This window comes from Micromonospora sp. NPDC047738, assembly GCF_040642675.1.
Taxonomy (GTDB): domain Bacteria; phylum Actinomycetota; class Actinomycetes; order Mycobacteriales; family Micromonosporaceae; genus Micromonospora.
Window position 1 is genome coordinate 600,187 of record NZ_JBEYSO010000001.1, and the last position, 16,982, is coordinate 617,168.

The 16,982-nt window shown below is 72.7% G+C and carries 13 protein-coding genes; 7 read left to right on the plus strand and 6 right to left on the minus strand.

The annotated features are described in order from the left end of the window. From ABZ783_RS02785 to ABZ783_RS02800, 4 genes are all read left to right on the plus strand, one after another. Nucleotides 1-2,679: a LuxR C-terminal-related transcriptional regulator gene (locus ABZ783_RS02785; protein ID WP_357434060.1), complete on the plus strand. Its 2,679-nt coding sequence runs from the start codon at nucleotides 1-3 to the stop codon at nucleotides 2,677-2,679. A gap of 16 nt (nucleotides 2,680-2,695) precedes the next feature. Next, the gene (locus tag ABZ783_RS02790) at nucleotides 2,696-3,982 is read left to right on the plus strand and encodes a nicotinate phosphoribosyltransferase (protein ID WP_357434062.1); all 1,287 of its coding nucleotides are present in this window, start codon (nucleotides 2,696-2,698) and stop codon (nucleotides 3,980-3,982) included. Between the two features lie 14 nt (nucleotides 3,983-3,996). Next, nucleotides 3,997-4,578 (plus strand): isochorismatase family protein, encoded by a 582-nt coding sequence (locus ABZ783_RS02795; protein ID WP_357434064.1) that lies wholly within the window; start codon nucleotides 3,997-3,999, stop codon nucleotides 4,576-4,578. 65 nt (nucleotides 4,579-4,643) lie between these two features. Beyond that, entirely contained in the window at nucleotides 4,644-5,858 is a 1,215-nt protein-coding gene (locus ABZ783_RS02800) for an MFS transporter (RefSeq protein WP_357434066.1), read from the plus strand. Between the two features lie 755 nt (nucleotides 5,859-6,613). Here the strand turns inward: ABZ783_RS02800 and ctaD are convergent. Further along, nucleotides 6,614-8,374, minus strand: coding sequence for a cytochrome c oxidase subunit I (gene ctaD / locus ABZ783_RS02805; RefSeq protein ID WP_357434068.1), 1,761 nt, complete (start codon nucleotides 8,372-8,374; stop codon nucleotides 6,614-6,616). Nucleotides 8,375-8,516: 142 nt separating this feature from the next. Beyond that, nucleotides 8,517-9,623 carry an FAD-dependent monooxygenase gene (locus ABZ783_RS02810; protein WP_357434070.1) on the minus strand — a complete coding sequence of 369 codons (1,107 nt, stop codon included), beginning with the start codon at nucleotides 9,621-9,623 and terminating at the stop codon, nucleotides 8,517-8,519. Between the two features lie 341 nt (nucleotides 9,624-9,964). Here ABZ783_RS02810 and ABZ783_RS02815 point away from each other — a divergent pair, with 341 nt between their 5' ends. Next, a complete protein-coding gene (locus tag ABZ783_RS02815) occupies nucleotides 9,965-11,098 on the plus strand; it encodes a cellulose binding domain-containing protein (protein WP_357434072.1) in 1,134 nt (377 codons plus the stop codon). A gap of 123 nt (nucleotides 11,099-11,221) precedes the next feature. Here ABZ783_RS02815 and ABZ783_RS02820 read toward each other — a convergent pair whose 3' ends face one another. Further along, complete coding sequence (locus tag ABZ783_RS02820; RefSeq protein ID WP_357434074.1) at nucleotides 11,222-12,010, minus strand: aldo/keto reductase; 789 nt, start codon at nucleotides 12,008-12,010, stop codon at nucleotides 11,222-11,224. 137 nt (nucleotides 12,011-12,147) lie between these two features. Here ABZ783_RS02820 and ABZ783_RS02825 point away from each other — a divergent pair, with 137 nt between their 5' ends. Both ABZ783_RS02825 and ABZ783_RS02830 read left to right on the plus strand, forming a co-directional pair. Further along, nucleotides 12,148-13,182: a DNA polymerase ligase N-terminal domain-containing protein gene (locus ABZ783_RS02825; RefSeq protein WP_357434076.1), complete on the plus strand. Its 1,035-nt coding sequence runs from the start codon at nucleotides 12,148-12,150 to the stop codon at nucleotides 13,180-13,182. 8 nt (nucleotides 13,183-13,190) lie between these two features. After that, nucleotides 13,191-14,384 carry a threonine synthase gene (locus tag ABZ783_RS02830; RefSeq protein ID WP_357434079.1) on the plus strand — a complete coding sequence of 398 codons (1,194 nt, stop codon included), beginning with the start codon at nucleotides 13,191-13,193 and terminating at the stop codon, nucleotides 14,382-14,384. Between the two features lie 23 nt (nucleotides 14,385-14,407). Here the strand turns inward: ABZ783_RS02830 and ABZ783_RS02835 are convergent, their stop codons facing one another. From ABZ783_RS02835 to ABZ783_RS02845, 3 genes are all read right to left on the minus strand, one after another. Further along, nucleotides 14,408-14,800 (minus strand): cupin domain-containing protein, encoded by a 393-nt coding sequence (locus ABZ783_RS02835; RefSeq protein ID WP_357434081.1) that lies wholly within the window; start codon nucleotides 14,798-14,800, stop codon nucleotides 14,408-14,410. Between the two features lie 263 nt (nucleotides 14,801-15,063). Beyond that, nucleotides 15,064-15,546 (minus strand): septum formation initiator, encoded by a 483-nt coding sequence (locus ABZ783_RS02840; protein ID WP_357434083.1) that lies wholly within the window; start codon nucleotides 15,544-15,546, stop codon nucleotides 15,064-15,066. A gap of 99 nt (nucleotides 15,547-15,645) precedes the next feature. Then, on the minus strand, nucleotides 15,646-16,923 hold the full coding sequence (locus tag ABZ783_RS02845; RefSeq protein WP_357434085.1) for a YibE/F family protein: 1,278 nt from the start codon (nucleotides 16,921-16,923) through the stop codon (nucleotides 15,646-15,648). Between the last annotated feature and the right edge of the window lie 59 nt (nucleotides 16,924-16,982).

Genomic DNA, 16,982 nt, shown 5'->3' on the forward strand with positions numbered 1-16,982 from the left:
ATGAGTCGGTGGGAGTTCGTCGGCCGGACGGAAGAGCTCAACCGTCTGTTGTCAACGGTCGGCGACCCCGAGGGGCGCGGGTTGTTCTTCAGCGGCAGCGCCGGGGTCGGCAAGAGCCGACTGCTGCGCGAAGGGGTGGCCGCCCTCCCCACCGACCGGTACGCGATCTGGTCCGTCGCGGCCAGCGCCACCACCGCCACGCTGCCCTTCGGCGGCCTGGTGCAGGTGCTCCCGGCCGAGCAGCCGCAGGGGCTCTCCCCCGCCGGTGTCCTCCGCTGGGCCGTGGACATGCTCCAGCAGCAGGCTGCCGGCCGACCGATCGTGCTCGCGATCGACGACGCGCACCTGCTCGACCCGCCCTCGGCCGCGCTGGTGCATCTGCTCGCCCGGGCGGAGAACGCGACCGTGATCGGCACCCTGCGCAACGGCGAGCAGATCCCGCTGCCGATCCGCGCCCTGTGGACCGACGATCTGGTCGACCTGGTCGAGCTGGCCCCGCTCGGCCCGGCCGAGACCGGCGGCCTGCTCGCCGCGATCCTGGGCGGCCCGGTCGACGACAAGTCGTCCGAGCGGCTGTTCCAGCTCTCCGCGGGCAACCCGCTGCTGCTGCGCGAGCTGGTGCTGGCCGCCTCCGGCGGCGACGAGCTGAGCCGGACGTACGGGATGTGGAAGTGGACCGGCCGGCTGGAGCTGGCCCCCAACCTCACCGACCTGATCGACATCCGGATCGGCCAGCTCACCCCCGGCGTGCGGTCGGTGGTCGAGCTGGTCGCGTTCGGCGAGCCGCTCGGCCTGCAACTGCTGCAGAAGGCGGTCGACCCGGCCGACGTGGAGGCCGCCGAGGAACGCGGCCTGATCACCATGGTCCACGACGACCGCCGGTTGGACGTCCGGCTCGCCCACCCCCTTTACGGCGAGGTGATGCGGCGGCAGTGCCCGGTCAGCCGGACCCGCCGGCTCCAGGCCACCCTGGCCGAGCTGCTGGAACAGGTCGGCAAGCGCCGCCGGGACGACCTGCTCCGGGTCGCGGTGTGGCGGCTCGACTCGGGTACGGCGCAGGACGCGGCCCTGCTGCTCGACGCGGCCGCCCAGGCCTTCGGCCGGTACGACGTGCCGCTGGCGACCCGGCTGGCCCGGGCCGCGCTGGACGCCGACGGCGGCTTCGACGCCGCGGAACTGCTCGCCACCATCCTGATGTTCGGCGACCGGCCGGACGAGGCCATCCAGGTGCTCGACTCGGTCGCCGGGGAGATCGGCTGCGACCGGCGGCGCAGCCGCTGGCTGACGGTCCGTGGCATGGTCAGCTACTGGGGGCTCAGCCGCGAGTCCACGGTGGAGGAGATCGCGGCCCGCGGCGACGAGATGACCGACTCGGCCGACCGGGCCCGGGTCCGCGCCTTCGAGGCGATCATGCGACTGCACCGGTTGGACACCGACGCCGCGCTGCGGCTCGCCCAGGCCGTGCTGGACCGCCCGGCCTCACCCATGGCGGCCCGGGAGCTGGTCCGCTGCACCATCGCCCACCTCCAGGCCGCGCAGGGGCAATACCAGCGCAGCGCCACCGCCATCGCCCTGGTGCAGGCGGAGGCGGCCCGCTGGCGGGGCGACATGCCATACCTTCAGCTCGCCATGGAGCTGGCCCGGGGCACCCGGCTGGCGCTCTCCGGCGACCTGGCCGGCATCGACGCGATCGTCGCCGACGAGTTCGCCGACCTGGCCGGCGCGGGTGACTTCCGGCTCGGCACCGGCTACCTGGCCATCCTCCAGGCGTACGCGGCGCGGCTGCGCGGCCGCAGCGACGAGGCGCTCAAGACCAGCCTCGGCGCCTGCGCGGTGCTCGCCACCAGCCGGGTGTACGCCGGGCTGGCGCACGCCGAGCGTGCCCAGGCGGCGGCCCTGCGCGGCGACGCCACGCACGCGGCCGAGGCGATGGCCGAGGCGGACCGGACCCACGCCCCGGGCATGGCGGTGCTGTATCCGTGGCTGGAACAGGCCCGAGCCGCCGTGCACGCGGCCACCGGTGACCTGCCGACCGCCGCCAAGCACCTGTGCGCGCTGGCCGACCGGCTCCGCGAGGACACCCTCGCCGGCCACGAGCTGCTCGTCCTGCTCGACCTGGTCCGGCTGGACCAGGCCGCCGCCCCGGTCGGGCCGATGTGCACCGACGGCGGCCGCCGTACCGTGGCGCAACGCCTGGCCGAGCTCTCCGAGCGGGTCGACGGGGCGCTGCCGCCGCTGGTCGCCCGGTACGCCCGCGCCACGGTCGAGGACTCCGTCCCCGAGCTGCTGGCCGTCGCCGACGACTTCGCCGCCCGGGACCTGACCGTGTACGCCGCCGAGGCGACCGCGATGGCCCTGCACCGGCTCGGCCGGAGCCGGGCCGCCGCGACCGCGCCGGTCCGGGAACGACTCGCCGCACTGCTCAGCCGCGGCGACCAGATCTCCACCCCGGCCCTGCGGCGGCTGCGGCCCGCACTCACCGACCGCGAGTGGGAGGTCGCGACGCTCGCGGCCGAGGGAGCCACCAGCCGGGCCATCGCGGAGCGGCTCTACCTCTCCACCCGCACTGTGGAGAACCACCTCCAGCGGGTCTACAGCAAGCTCGGGGTGACCGGCCGGGCCGAGCTGCGGGCCGCACTGTGGTCGATGCCGGGGCACGACGGCGGGGATCCGGCCTGAACTTTAGGCTGGAGCCGTGAGCACCCTTCGCCCCGCGCTGCTGACCGACCACTACGAGCTGACCATGGTCAGCGCCGCGCTCCGCGACGGCACGGCCGATCGCCGCTGCGTCTTCGAGGTGTTCACCCGGCGGCTGCCGGCGGGCCGCCGCTACGGAGTGGTCGCCGGGACCGGGCGGCTGATCGAGCTGATCCGGGATTTCCGGTTCGACGCCGAGGAGGTCGAGTTCCTCCGCCGCAGCCGGGTGGTGGACGACCGGGCCGCCGAGTGGCTGACCAACTACCGCTTCACCGGTGACATCGACGGGTACGCCGAGGGTGACCTCTTCTTCCCCAGCTCGCCGATCCTCACCGTCTCCGGCGGGTTCGCCGAGTGCGTGGTGCTGGAGACGCTGGTGCTGTCGGTGCTCAACCACGACTGCGCGGTCGCCGCTGCGGCCGCCCGGATGGTCACCGCCGCCCGCGGCCGGACGCTGATCGAGATGGGCTCCCGCCGGGCGCACGAGGGGGCGGCGGTGGCCGCCGCACGGGCCGCGTACCTGGCTGGGTTCCGGTTCACCTCCAACCTCGCCGCGGGCCACAAGTACGGCATCCCCACGGCCGGCACCGCCGCGCACGCCTTCACCCTGCTGCACGACGACGAGCGGGCGGCGTTCGCCTCGCAGGTCACCACGCTGGGCAAGGACACCACGCTGCTGGTCGACACGTACGACATCAGCGAGGGCATCCGCAACGCCATCGCGGTGGCCGGGCCGGAGCTGCGGGCCATCCGGATCGACTCGGGCGACCTCGCGGTGATCGCCCAGCAGTCCCGGGAGCTGCTCGACTCGCTCGGAGCCACCGAGACGAAGATCATCGTCAGCGGCGACCTGGACGAGTACGCCATCGCCGCGCTCGCGGCCGAGCCGGTCGACATGTACGGCGCCGGCACCGCCGTGGTGACCGGCTCGGGCGCGCCCACCGCCGGCCTGGTCTACAAGCTGGTCGAGGTCGACGGCCGCCCGGTGGTCAAGCGCTCCGAGCGCAAGGCCACCATCGGCGGCCGGAAAGTGGCGGTACGCCGGCACAAGCCGACCGGCACCGCGACCGAGGAGATCATCGTGCCGCAGGGTGTGCCGGACCGGCAGCCGAACGACCGGCTGCTCCAGCACTCCTTCATCGTGCACGGAGAGCCGGTGGCGCTGCCCACCCTCGACGAGTCGCGGGAGCACCTACGGCAGTGCCTGATCTCCATTCCGTGGGAAGGCCTGAAGCTCTCCGGCGGCGACCCGGCCGTTCCGGTCACCGTCGTACCCGCGACCTGAGGAGGACCGCCAGCGTGAGCAACGCGTTGATCATCGTGGACGTGCAGAACGACTTCTGCGAGGGCGGCTCGCTGGCCGTGGCCGGCGGGGCGGGCGTGGCGGCCGGCATCTCCCGGCTGCTCGCCGCCGAGCCGGACCGGTGGGACCACGTGGTGGCGACGAAGGACTACCACATCGACCCGGGCGCGCACTTCGGCGAGCCGCCGAACTACGTCGAATCCTGGCCGCGGCACTGCGTGGTCGGCACTCCCGGGTCGGAGTTCCACCCCGACCTGGAGACCGGCCGGGTGGAGGCGATCTTCCACAAGGGCGAGTACGCGGCCGCGTACTCCGGGTTCGAGGGGCACGCCGAGGACGGCGAGTGCCTGGCCGACTGGCTGCGCCAGCACGGCGTCGACCGGGTCGACGTGGTGGGCATCGCGACCGACCACTGCGTCCGGGCGACCGCCCTGGACGCCGCCCGGGAGGGGTTCGGCACCACCGTGCTGCTGGACCTCACCGCCGCCGTGGCACCCGAGACGCTGGACGTGGCCCTGCGGGCCATGGGCGGCGCCGGGGTCACCATGGTCGGCGCGCCTGTGATCAGGACCGCTTGACCAGGTAATCGGTTGCTGATTGTCGTACCCCCGGTCGAGGATGTGCGCCGGAGGTACGGACCGTCGTGAACTTGAAGCCTTACCGGGAGGCGCTCGCCCTGCCCGGTCTCCGGTCGCTGCTGCTGGTGTCGGTGCTGGCCCGCATCCCGCTCACCGCGACCGGCGTGACGCTCACCTTTCACGTCGTGCTCGACCTCGGCCGGGGATACGGCGCCGCGGGCCTGGTCGGCGCCGCGTCGACCGTCGGCGCCGCGCTCGGCTCTCCGCTGCTCGGGCGGCTGGTCGACCGGCGCGGGCTACGCCCGGTGCTCCTGCTGACCACGATCGCCGAGGGGATCTTCTGGGCCAGTGCCCCGGCGCTGTCGTACCCGGTGCTGCTGCCGGCCTCGTTCCTGGCCGGACTGCTCGCCCTGCCGGTCTTCTCGGTGGTCCGCCAGTCGGTCGCCGCGCTGGTGCCGGCCGAGCGGCGCCGCCCGGCGTACGCGCTGGACTCGATGTCGGTGGAGCTGTCGTTCATGGTCGGCCCGGCGCTGGCCGTGGCCGTGGCGACCGCCGTCTCCCCGCGGCTCACCATGTGGGCGGTCGGGATCGGCATCGTCGCCTCCGGGATCGGGTTCTGGCTGCTCGACCCGCCGACCCGCAGCGCCGACGAGCCGGCCGGCCCGCACCGGAAGGTGCCCCGCCGCGAATGGTTGACGCCCCGGCTGCTCGCCGTGCTGGCGGTGAGCCTGGCCGCCACCCTGGTGCTCGGCGGCACGGACGTCGCCGTGGTCGCCGTGCTGCGTGCCGGCGGCGAGGTCGGGTGGACCGGGGCCGTGCTGACCATGTGGGCGGTGGCGTCACTGGTGGGCGGCTTCGCGTACGGGGCGGTCACCCGCTCGTTCTCCCCGCTGGTCCTGATGGCGGTGCTCAGCCTCACCACGATCCCGGTCGGGTTGGGCGGGGCGCACTGGTGGCTGCTCTGCCTGGCGCTCATCCCGACCGGTGCGCTCTGCGCGCCCACCATCGCGTCGACCGCCGACGCGGTCAGCCGGCTCGCCCCGGCCGGCGTACGCGGTGAGGCGATGGGCCTGCACGGCTCCGCCGTCACCGTCGGCATCGCGCTCGGGGCGCCGCTCGCCGGCGCGGTGATCGACGCCTCGTCCCCGCCGTGGGGCTTCGCGGTCACCGGCGCGATCGGCGTGCTGGTCGCCCTGGCGGTGCTCCCGATCGAGCTGCGCCACCGCCGCCAGGCCGCCGCCGAGCCGGCCGCCCCGGAACTGGCCCCCGCCACCGTCTGATCCCCGGCTCCTCCCCACCCCGGCCACCCGACTCCCGGCACCCGGGCACCCGGGCACCGGGGCACCGGGGCACCGGGCACCGGGGCACCGGGCACCGGGGCACCGGGCACCGGGCACCGGGCACCGGGCACCGGGCACCGGGCACCGGGCACCGGGCACCGGGCGGACGTTGCCTGCTACCCCGTTCCCAGCCGGGCGGACGTTGCCTGAAGAGGGCGGCCGCCGTCGGGTGGCGGGGCGCCGGATCACTTGGCGACATCGGCTCCCAAGGGCGTCATCACACCAGCGCGCCCAGGTGCCGGGCCGACTGGCCCGGGTGGCGCGGGTACCGGGCCGACTGGCCCAGCTGCCGGCCCGACTAGCTCTCGTGCGCCTACGAACCTGATGACGTGGAGATCACCAGGGCGGCCCGATTGAGGTGAATCGTTTGCGTCATCAAGTTCGTAGCGGCTGAGGAGTCACCTCTCGGCGCGCGGTGCCAGCGACGCCGGCCGTGCGGAGCGCAAGATCCGCACAACATCGCGGAAGTTGGCCCCTCCGCAGCCGCAGAGACAGCAACGTCCCCGAAGTTGCGGCCAGCGCCCGCGGCCAGCGCCCGCCCGCGGCCACCGCCCACGCGCGGCCACCGCCCACGCGCGGCCACCGCCCACGCGCGGCCAGCGCCCATGCGGCACCGGACGGCCGGTTCGGCCGGAACGGCGACGGGCGCCGCACCCGGTGGGGTGCGGCGCCCGTGGCGCGGTGCCGGCAGCGGGTCAGCGCCGGTCGAGGTTGCTGGCGACGTCCTCCTGGTAGCTGGCGCCACCGTTGGATTCGCTCGTCAGCGGCTTGGCGCCACCCTCCGGCGGGCCGGCCAGGCTCTGCTGCCCGGCGGCCAGCTCCGGGAACTTGAGGTCGAACGCCGGGCGCTCGGAGCGGATCCGCGGCATCCGGTCGAAGTTCCGCAGCGGCGGCGGGGACGTGGTGGCCCACTCGAGCGAGTTGCCGTAGCCCCACGGGTCGTCGACCTCGACCACCGGACCAGCCTTGTACGACTTCCAGCAGTTGTAGATGAACGGCAGGGTCGAGATACCGGTGATGAAGGCGCCGATCGTGGAGACCGTGTTCAGGAAGGTGAAGCCGTCGTCGGGCAGGTAGTCGGCGTACCGCCGGGGCATGCCCTCGTTGCCCAGCCAGTGCTGCACCAGGAAGGTGGTGTGGAAGCCGATCATGGTCAGCCAGAAGTGGATCTTGCCCAGGCGCTCGTCGAGCATCCGGCCGAACATCTTCGGGAACCAGAAGTAGATGCCGGCGAACACGGCGAACACGATGGTGCCGAAGAGCACGTAGTGGAAGTGCGCCACCACGAAGTACGAGTCCTGGAGGTGGAAGTCCAGCGGCGGGCTGGCCAGCAGCACACCGGTCAGGCCACCGAAGAGGAAGGTCACCAGGAAGCCGACGGAGAACAGCATCGGCGTCTCGAAGGTGATCTGGCCCCGCCACATGGTGCCGATCCAGTTGAAGAACTTCATACCGGTCGGCACGGCGATCAGGTAGCTGAGGAAGCTGAAGAACGGCAGCAGCACCTGGCCGGTGGCGAACATGTGGTGCGCCCAGACGCTCATCGACAGGGCGGCGATGGCGATGGTCGCGGCGACCAGGCCCTTGTAACCGAAGATCGGCTTCCGGGAGAAGACCGGGATGATCTCGGAGATGATGCCGAAGAACGGCAGCGCGATGATGTAGACCTCGGGGTGACCGAAGAACCAGAACAGGTGCTGCCACAGCATCGGGCCGCCGGTGGCCGGGTCGTACACGTGCGCGCCGATCAGCCGGTCCGCGGCGAGCGCGAAGAGCGCGGCGGCCAGCAGCGGGAAGACCAGGATCACCAGCAGGCTGGTGACCAGCATGTTCCAGGTGAAGATCGGCATCCGGAACATGGTCATGCCAGGGGCGCGCAGGGTCAGGATCGTGGTGATCAGGTTGACCGCGCCGAGGATGGTGCCCAGACCGGAGATCGCCAGGCCGACCACCCACATGTTCCCGCCGACGCCCGGCGAGTGCTCACCGTTGCTCAGCGGCGTGTACGCCGTCCAGCCGAAGTCGGCCGCGCCACCGGGGGCGATGAAGCCGGCGGTTGCGATGGTGCCGCCGAACAGGTACAGCCAGTAGGCGAAAGAGTTCAGCCGGGGGAACGACACGTCGGGCGCGCCGATCTGCAGCGGCACCACGTAGTTCGCGAAGGCGAACACGATCGGCGTCGCGAAGAACAGCAGCATGATCGTGCCGTGCATGGTGAAGAGCTGGTTGTACTGCTCGGGCGACAGGAACTGCAGGCCCGGTCGCGCCAGCTCGGCGCGCATGATCAGGGCCATCAGGCCGCCGATCATGAAGAACGCGAACGCGGTGACCATGTACATGATCCCGATCTGCTTCGCGTCCGTGGTGCGCAGCAGCCGCGCGATGGCCGACCCCTTGACCGGCTCGCGGACCGGCCAGGGCCGGGTCACGACCGGCTTGGGTGCGACGGTGGTCACGAGTGGCCTCCGGTTCTGGGTTGTCCCGCTCGGCAAACGCTGGTCATCTGCGCAGCCGTCATCCGCAAGGAGGATAGTCCCCGGCAGGTGGCACCGCCTCCGGGGGTGGGCCGCTACGATCACCGCCGCCCGGCGCAGCGCCTCAGAGCGGGTCCACGAGAAGCCGGTAGTGCTCCTGGAAGATGCGCCCGCCGCGGCCGCGCAGCAACGGGTCGCGCAGCGCCGGCGGCACGTCGCGGGTCCGGTTGCGGTCCCGGGTGCGGTCCCGCACCCAGCGGGTACGCGGCCGGCGGCGGCTCTCGTACGCGACCAGGGCGGCCTCCACGCTGCCGGCGGCCTTCAGCGACTCGGCGAGCACCACGGCGTCCTCGAGTGCCATGGCGGCACCCTGGGACAGGGTCGGCGCGGTGGCGTGGGCCGCGTCACCGACGAGCAGCACCCGGCCCTGGTACCAGCGCCCCAGCTCGACCTCCTCGGTGATCTCGACGTGCACGTCGTCCAGCGCGGCGAGTATCTCGGGGACCGGGCCGCCGTAGGAGCCGAACAGCTCGTGCAGGCGGGCGAGAGGGTCGGCCGGGAGGATGGTGCCCGCCTCGTCGGCGTAGCAGTGCAGCCGCCCGGCGCCGATGGGCACCACCAGGAAGCCGGCGCGCTGGCCGAGCAGGGCGGTCCAGTCGGCGACCCGAGGGCCGCCGCGGACGATCCCCCGGTAGACCACCTGGCCGGCGGGGCGGGGCGGGCCGCCGAGCGCGCCCAGGGTACGCACCGCGGAGTGCGGCCCGTCGGCGCCGATGACCAGGTCGTAGTCCCCGCAGGTCCCGTCGGTGAAGCCGACGGTGACGCCACCGGGGCGCGGCTCGACGGCGCTGACCTCGGCGCCGTGCCGGACCGCCCCGCCCGCGCCGGTGAGCAGCACCCGGTGCAGCTCGGCGCGGGGCAGCGCCCGGCACTCCCCCACCCCGGCCCACAGGGCGTCGAGGTCCACCTCGCACAGCAGCGCGCCGGACGCGTCGAGGAACCGCTGGCGGTGGATGACCTGGCCGAGCGGGCGGAGCGGGCCGTCCAGGTCGAGCCGGCGCAGCGCCCGGGCCGCGTTTCCGGGGAGGTAGAGACCGGTGTCGGCCCGCTCGGTGGGGGGCAGCCGCTCCGTGACGTCGGGCCGGAACCCCGCCAGCCGCAGCGCTCGGGCCACGGCGAGACCGGCGATGCCTGCGCCGACGACGAGGATGCGCAGGGGTGGACCACCCATGGTGGGGTACGCCTCCGGAGGGGATCGGCACGCGTTGGAGGCACGACACTACTCCCCGCAACCGAAAGGCGGAAGGGCCCATCGGCCCTGGCGGCACCGCCCGTCGGCGCGGCTCGGCGATCCCACCAGCAGGAGTCCCACGTCGACCGGGGGACGTCGCGCCGTGCCGCCCGGCGCGGGAGCGAGTGGGCAGTCACCCGGCGTCGCCATCCGGGACAGATCCGACCGGGTGGTTGCGGAAGGCTTTCAGACATGTAAATGTGTTGCAATGGAATTTGGGAGCGCTCCCGGCCTTGCTCCCCGGACCGAACCAGCCATCCTCCCGCCACCCAAGGAGCACCATGAAGCGTCCACTGAGAGCCCTCGCGGCCGCCGCCCTGCTGGCCGCCGGTTCGCTCGTCGCCGTCGTCCTCGCCGGCGGCAACGCCTCCGCCGACACCCAGATCTGCGAGCAGTACGGCTCGACCGTCATCGGCAGCCGGTACGTCGTGCAGAACAACCGGTGGGGCACCAGCGCGCAACAGTGCATCAACGTGACCTCGACCGGTTTCTCGATCAGCCGGCAGGACGGGGTGGGGAACACCAGCGGCGCGCCGGTCTCCTACCCGTCGATCTTCGTGGGGTGCCACTACACGAACTGCTCGCCCGGCACCAACCTGCCGGTCCAGGTGAAGAACATCAGCAGCGCGCCGAGCAGCATCAGCTACAACTACGTCAGCGGCGCGATCTATGACGCGGCGTACGACATCTGGCTCGACCCCACGCCGAAGCGGGACGGGGTCAACCAGATGGAGATCATGATCTGGTTCAACCGGCAGGGCCCGATCCAGCCGATCGGCTCGCCGGTGGGCAACACCACCGTGGCCGGGCGGACCTGGGAGGTCTGGCGGGGCAGCAACGGGTCGAACAACGTCATCTCGTACCTGGCGCCGTCGCCGATCACCAGCATGAGCTTCGACGTCATGGCGTTCATCAACGACACCCGCAGCCGCGGCGCGATCACCGCCGACTGGTACCTGACCAGCATCCAGGCCGGGTTCGAGCCGTGGCAGGGCGGCGTCGGCCTGGCGGTGAACTCGTTCTCGCAGAGCGTCGACACCGGCGGCGGCACCACCCCGCCCACCACGACGCCGCCGACCACCACCCCGCCGTCCGGCACCGGGTGCGCGGTGAAGTACACCCCGAACGCCTGGAACAACGGCTTCACCGCCGACGTGCAGATCACCAACACCGGCTCGTCGACGGTCAACGGCTGGACGCTCAGCTACAACCTGCCAGCCGGACAGCAGATCACCAGCGCCTGGAACGCCACGGTGAGCCAGAGCGGATCCGCGGTTACCGCGCGGAACCTCGGCTACAACGGGACGCTGGCGCCGGGCGCCTCGACCAGCTTCGGCTACCAGGGCACGCTGAGCGGGGCGTACTCCTCGCCGACCAGCTTCACCCTCAACGGCGTCACCTGCGCGCGGGCCTGAGCGGAGAAGGGGCGCGGCCCGTGCGGACCGCGCCCCCGGCGCCCAGCACCCGGCTCAGGACACCGGGTCGGCTTACCGGACGCGGTCCAGGTCACCTCGCCCGCCGTCCCTTTCCCGCCGCAGTCAGCCGCCGAGGGCGTCGATGTCGCGCATCTCCTCGGCGGTGAGCGAGAAGTGGAAGACGTCGGCGTTGGCCTGGATCCGCTCCGGGTGGACCGACTTGGGGATCACCACGATCTCGTGGTCGATGTGCCAGCGGAGCACCACCTGCGCCGGGGAGACGCCGTGGGCCTGGGCGATGCGCACCAGCACCGGGTCGGAGAGGTCGCTGGTCTTGAACGGGCTGTAGCCCTCCAGCACCACGCCCCGGTCCCGGTGGGCGGCGTGCGTCTGCCGGTCGTACAGCGTCGGGCTCCACCGGACCTGATTGACCGCCGGATTCTCCTCGGTGGCCTGGATCAGCTCGTCGATCTGGCTGATGCTGTAGTTGCTCACCCCCACCGTGCGGACAAGGCCCTCGTCCCGGGCGGCCAGGAACTCCCGCCACACGGGGATGCTGTCCCCGGGCGCGGACGGCGGCCAGTGGATCAGCCACAGGTCGACGTAGTCGGTGTCGAGGGCCCGCAGGCTCGCCTCGATGGCCTCCCGCTCCCGGCCGACCTGGTCCGGCAGCATCTTGGTGGTGAGAAAGACATCCTCCCGGCGCAGCCCGCTCTCCTTGACCGCCCGGCCCACCTCCTCCTCGTTGCCGTACATGGTGGCGGTGTCGATCATCCGGTAGCCCGCGTCGAGGGCGGCGAGCACGGCGTCGTAACCGGCCCGGCCGGTGGCCTGCCAGGTGCCGAACCCGAGCAACGGGATCCGGACGTCGCCGGAGAGCGGGACGGTGGGTTGCTGCTCAACACCAGTCATGGCGGCTGTTCTACCCCTGATCGGGCCCACCATGCCGGCGACCCGCCGGCGGACGGGCCCGGCGCCGACGGCGGAAACGGGACGATCCGCCCCACGACACCCCTGCGGAGCGCCGCCGCGTACCGGACAATGCGGGAGTGGCTGACCGGCTGGAGGAGTACCGGCGGAAGCGGGACGCGGCGCGTACCCCCGAGCCGGTGCCGGAACCGGCCCCGGAGCGGAAGCGGACCTCCCGGCGCAAGCCCCGCTTCGTCATCCAGCAGCACCACGCCCGCAGCCTGCACTGGGACCTGCGGCTGGAGCACGACGGCGTGCTGGCCTCCTGGGCGGTGCCGCGCGGCCTGCCCCGCGACCCGGGTCGCAACCACCTCGCCGTGCACACCGAGGACCACCCGATGGAGTACCTCACCTTCCACGGCGAGATCCCGGCCGGCGAGTACGGCGGCGGGAAGATGACCATCCACGACACCGGGACGTACCGCGCCGAGAAGTGGCGCGACGACGAGGTGATCGTGGTGCTCGACGGGAAGCGGACGAAGGGCCGGTACGTGCTCTTCGCCACCGGGGGCCGGGGGCGGGACTGGATGGTCCGCCGCACCGACCCCGCCCCCGAGGGCTGGGCCCCGATGCCCGAGCTGGTCCGCCCGATGCACGCCGCCCCGGGGAAGGGCCTGCCGAAGGACGAGACCGCCTGGGGGTACGAGCTGCGCTGGGCCGGGCTGCGGGCGGTCGCGTACGTCTCGGGCGGCCGGCTGCGGCTGCTCGACGAGTCGGACGCGGACGTCACCGGGGACTACCCCTGGCTGCGGGCGATGGCCGAGGAGTTGGCCCCCACCGAGGCGGTGCTGGACGGCGTGCTGGTCCGCATCGATCCGGCCGGGCGGGTCAAGCCGCCCACCAAGCGGGACGGCCAGTTCCTGGGCATCGACCTGCTCTGGCTGGAGGGCGTGACCACCCTCGACGTGCCGTACGCCCAGCGCCGCGAACTGCTCGACGGTCTGGCGCTGGCCGGGAAGCACTGGCAGACTCCGCCGTGGTTCCCGGGTGTCGGCGCGGACGCCCTGCGGACCGCCCGCGAACAGGGGCTCCCGGGAGTCGTGGCCAAGCGGCTCGACTCCCCGTACGAGCCGGGTCGGCGCAGCCGGCTCTGGCTGAGCATCGACCCGAGCTGAGGACCACCGTGCACCTGACGCACCTGGAGTGCCCGCGCTGCGGCCGGGAGCATCCGGCCGACAAGCTGCAGAACCTGTGCGCGTGCGGATCCCCGTTGCTGGCCCGCTACGACCTGGCCGCGGTGGGCGCTTCGGTGACCCCGGAGCAGTTCGGTCTCCGCCCGGCCGACCTGTGGCGCTACCGGGAGCTGCTGCCGGTGGCCGACCAACGCTTCGTGACCACGCTGGGCGAGGGCTGGACTCCGCTGCTGCGCGTCCCCCGGTACGGCCAGGAGATCGGCATCCCGGACCTGATCGTGAAGGACGAGGGGCTCACCCCGACCGGGTCGTTCAAGGCCCGGGGCGCGGCGGTGGGGGTGAGCCGGGCCCGGGAGCTGGGCGTCGAGCGGATCGCCATGCCCACCAACGGCAACGCCGGCGCGGCCTGGGCGACGTACGCGACCCGGGCCGGGATGGGCGCGACCATCGCCATGCCGCTGGACGCCCCGACCATCTGCCGGCGGGAGTGCCTGGCGGCCGGGGCCGACCTGCGGCTGGTCGACGGCCTGATCAGCGACGCCGGCCGGTGGGTGGCCCGGCTGGTCGCCGAGTCGGGCGGACGGATCTTCGACGCCGGCACGCTGCGCGAGCCGTACCGCCTGGAAGGCAAGAAGACCATGGGGTACGAGATCGTCGAGCAGCTCGGCTGGCAGGTGCCCGATGTGATCATCTATCCGACCGGCGGCGGGGTGGGGCTGATCGGCATCCACAAGGCGCTGCACGAGCTGCGCGAGCTGGGCTGGGTGGAGGACCGGCTGCCCCGGCTGGTGGCGGTGCAGTCCACCGGCTGCGCCCCGATCGTCCGGGCGTTCGCCGCCGGCGAGCCGCGCGCCACCGCCTGGGCCGACGCGCGGACCGTGGCGTTCGGCATCACCGTGCCGGCCCCGCTCGGCGACGAGCTGATCCTCACCGCGCTGCGGGAGAGCGGCGGGACGGCGATCGCGGTGGACGACGCCGAGATCCTCGCCGACCTGCGTGACTTCGCCGCCCGGGAGGGGCTGCTGCTCTGCCCGGAGGGGGCCGCCTGCCTGACCGCCGCCCGGCAGCTGCGGGCCGGGGGCTGGATCCGGGCCGGCGAGCGGGTGGTGGTGTTGAACACCGGCGCCGGGCTGAAGTACCCGGAGACGGTGGACGTCTCCGGGGTACCGCTGGTGGCGGTCTGATCCGCACCTCGATCCCTGGCCGGTCACCCGGTGGGCGGCTCGTCCTGGCCGGCGGCCTCGGCCGCGTCGGCCTCCTCCTTGGTCCGGTGCACCGCGCCGTCGGCGTGATCGGGCGGGCCGTAGACGGTGTAGAGGACGAGCGGGTTGGGGCCGGTGTTGACGAAGTTGTGCCTGGTGCCGGCGGGTACGACCACCAGGTCGCCGGCGACGACCTCCTTCTTCTCTCCAGCCACCCGGGCCTCCCCGGTGCCGCTGACGAAGGTCAGGATCTGGTCGATGCCCTCGTGCACCTCCTCGCCGATCTCCCCACCCGGCGGGATCGTCATGATCACCAGTTGGGTGTGCTGCCCGGTCCAGAGCACCCGCCGGAAGTCCGGGCTCCTCTCGGCGACGGTCGCGATCGTGAAATGCTCCATGGCGGGCACATACCCGATCGCCCGCACCAGTCACGCCGAAACTTGCGGATGGTGGAATTTGCCACCCGCCCTGGTTTGGATCCCCTCTGGACGGGCATCCGCTGCGCCAGGACCGGTGCACCCTGGCCGGTCGAGCCAAGTCCCCGCTGTCGTACCGCCGTACGGCTGCGGTGGTGGGAGACGGCCAGAGCGCGGCGACGTTACGACCCCGGTCGAGCGGCGCCGTGCGCTCGTCTGCGCACCCGTTCCGGCAGCCGGCCGGCTCAGTCGTGGGGGTCGGCCACCGGCTGCCCGCCGACGCAGCGCACCCTCAGCTCGTACTCGCCCCCGGGGCCGACGAACCGGACCTTGACGTGATCGTCCGGTCCTGGTTCGGCTTCCTTCTCCCGGTAGCCCTGGGCGGGCGACCAGGTGACCAGGCGGGCTCCAGCCGGCCCGCACTCCGCCACCGCCGTGCCACCCGGGGTGGCGAAGCTGCTCCGGGCTCCGGTCGGACGGCCGGTGGGCGTCGGGCTCGCCGAGGCGGTCGCGCCAACGGCTGGCGAGCCGGTCGGGCTTCGGGTCGGCCGCGGGGGTGCCGGCTCGGGGGACGCGAGCGCCCGCTCGACCTCCTGCTGGTCGCGTACGCCGCCGGGGGTGCCGGCGATGCCCTTGCCGACCAACTGGATCGCGGCCATCCCGACGAGCGTGGCGGCGACGGTGGTGGCCAACCACCCGACGGCGGCGAGGATCTGACGACGGCCCATGCGCCGAGTGTCCCCGAGGGAAGGTTAAGGCCGGCACTGGGGAACGTTAAATGAGTCAGCGGGGCTTCGACGACGGCCGCAGCCGTTCGGCCGAGTTAGTCATCCGGCGGCGGTGGCGGTCGGCATCCCGCCTGGGGTCGGGGCAGGGGTCGGTGTCGCGCTCCCGATGGCCTTGACGACCGCAACGGCCACCGCCGTGGTCAGCGGGATCGCGAGCACCAAACCGATGGAGGCGACCAGCGTCCGGACGATCTCCTCGGCGATCTGGGCGGTGGTGAGCACGTTGAGCAGCGGGCGGTCGTAAGCGTTGATCAGCAGCAGGACGGGTAGGGCCGCCCCGGCGTACGCGAAAGCCATGGTGTAGACGGTCGAGGCGATGTGGTCGCGGCCGATCCGCATGGCACTGCCGAACAGTTGTCGGGCGGAGCTGTTCGAGCCCAGTTCGTGCAGCTCCCACACGGCCGAGGACTGGGTGATGGTGACGTCGTTGAGCACGCCGAGTCCGGCGACGATGACGCCACAGAGCACGATCTCCGGCAAGTTGATCCGGGTGTCGAAGAGGGCGAGCGCACCGCTGTCGTGGTCACCGAGGCCCGTCAGGTGGGCGGCGCTGGTGGCCCAGAGCCCGATACCGGCCGTGGCCAGCAGGCCGAACAGCGTACCGATCAGCGCGGAGGTGGTGCGCACCGAGAATCCGTGGGCCAGGTAGAGGACGACGAACATGATCGCCGACGAGCCGACCACGCCGACCAGTAGGCCGGATTCACCGGTCAGCAGCGCGGGCAGCATGAACTTGACGATGATCAGATAAGCGAAGCCGAGCCCGATCAGGGCCTTCAGCCCGCGCATCCGGGCCACTGCGATGACGACCACGGCGAAGGCCGCCGCGAGCAGTGAGATGGGCAGGGTCCGGGAGTAGTCGTAGAAGGCGTACATGGCCGGGCCGCTCTGGTGGTTGAAGACGCGGACCAGCTTGATCCGATCACCGGGTTCGAGGCCGGCGCGGTAGACCTCCGCCGGCACGTCGACGGCCACGCTGCCACCACTTTCCGGCCCGGTCTCCAACCGGGCCTGCACCGACGCGCAGGTCACCATCTGTTGCCGGCCGTCTGGTCCGGGCTGTTGACTGCCGGCGGGGCAGTCGTACGTCGCGACGCTCTGCACCGTCGCCTCGGGATGGCTCCGGCTGCGCGCGCTCGCGGTGGCACTACCGCTCGCCGGCTTGCCGTCCGGCCAGAGCAGCACCATCCCGAGCAGCGTCGCCGCGGCCAACGGCGCCAGGATCAGAGTGAGCAGCAGCAGGGTCCGACGTCGGGTTGCGCTGTCGCGGGACGGGTCGACCGGCGGCCGGGAGGTCGGCCGGGTGTGGGTGTGCATCGGTTGCTCCGGTGGGTAGCGGAGATGGGCGTGATCGGGGTGGCTGCGGGGACGAAGCC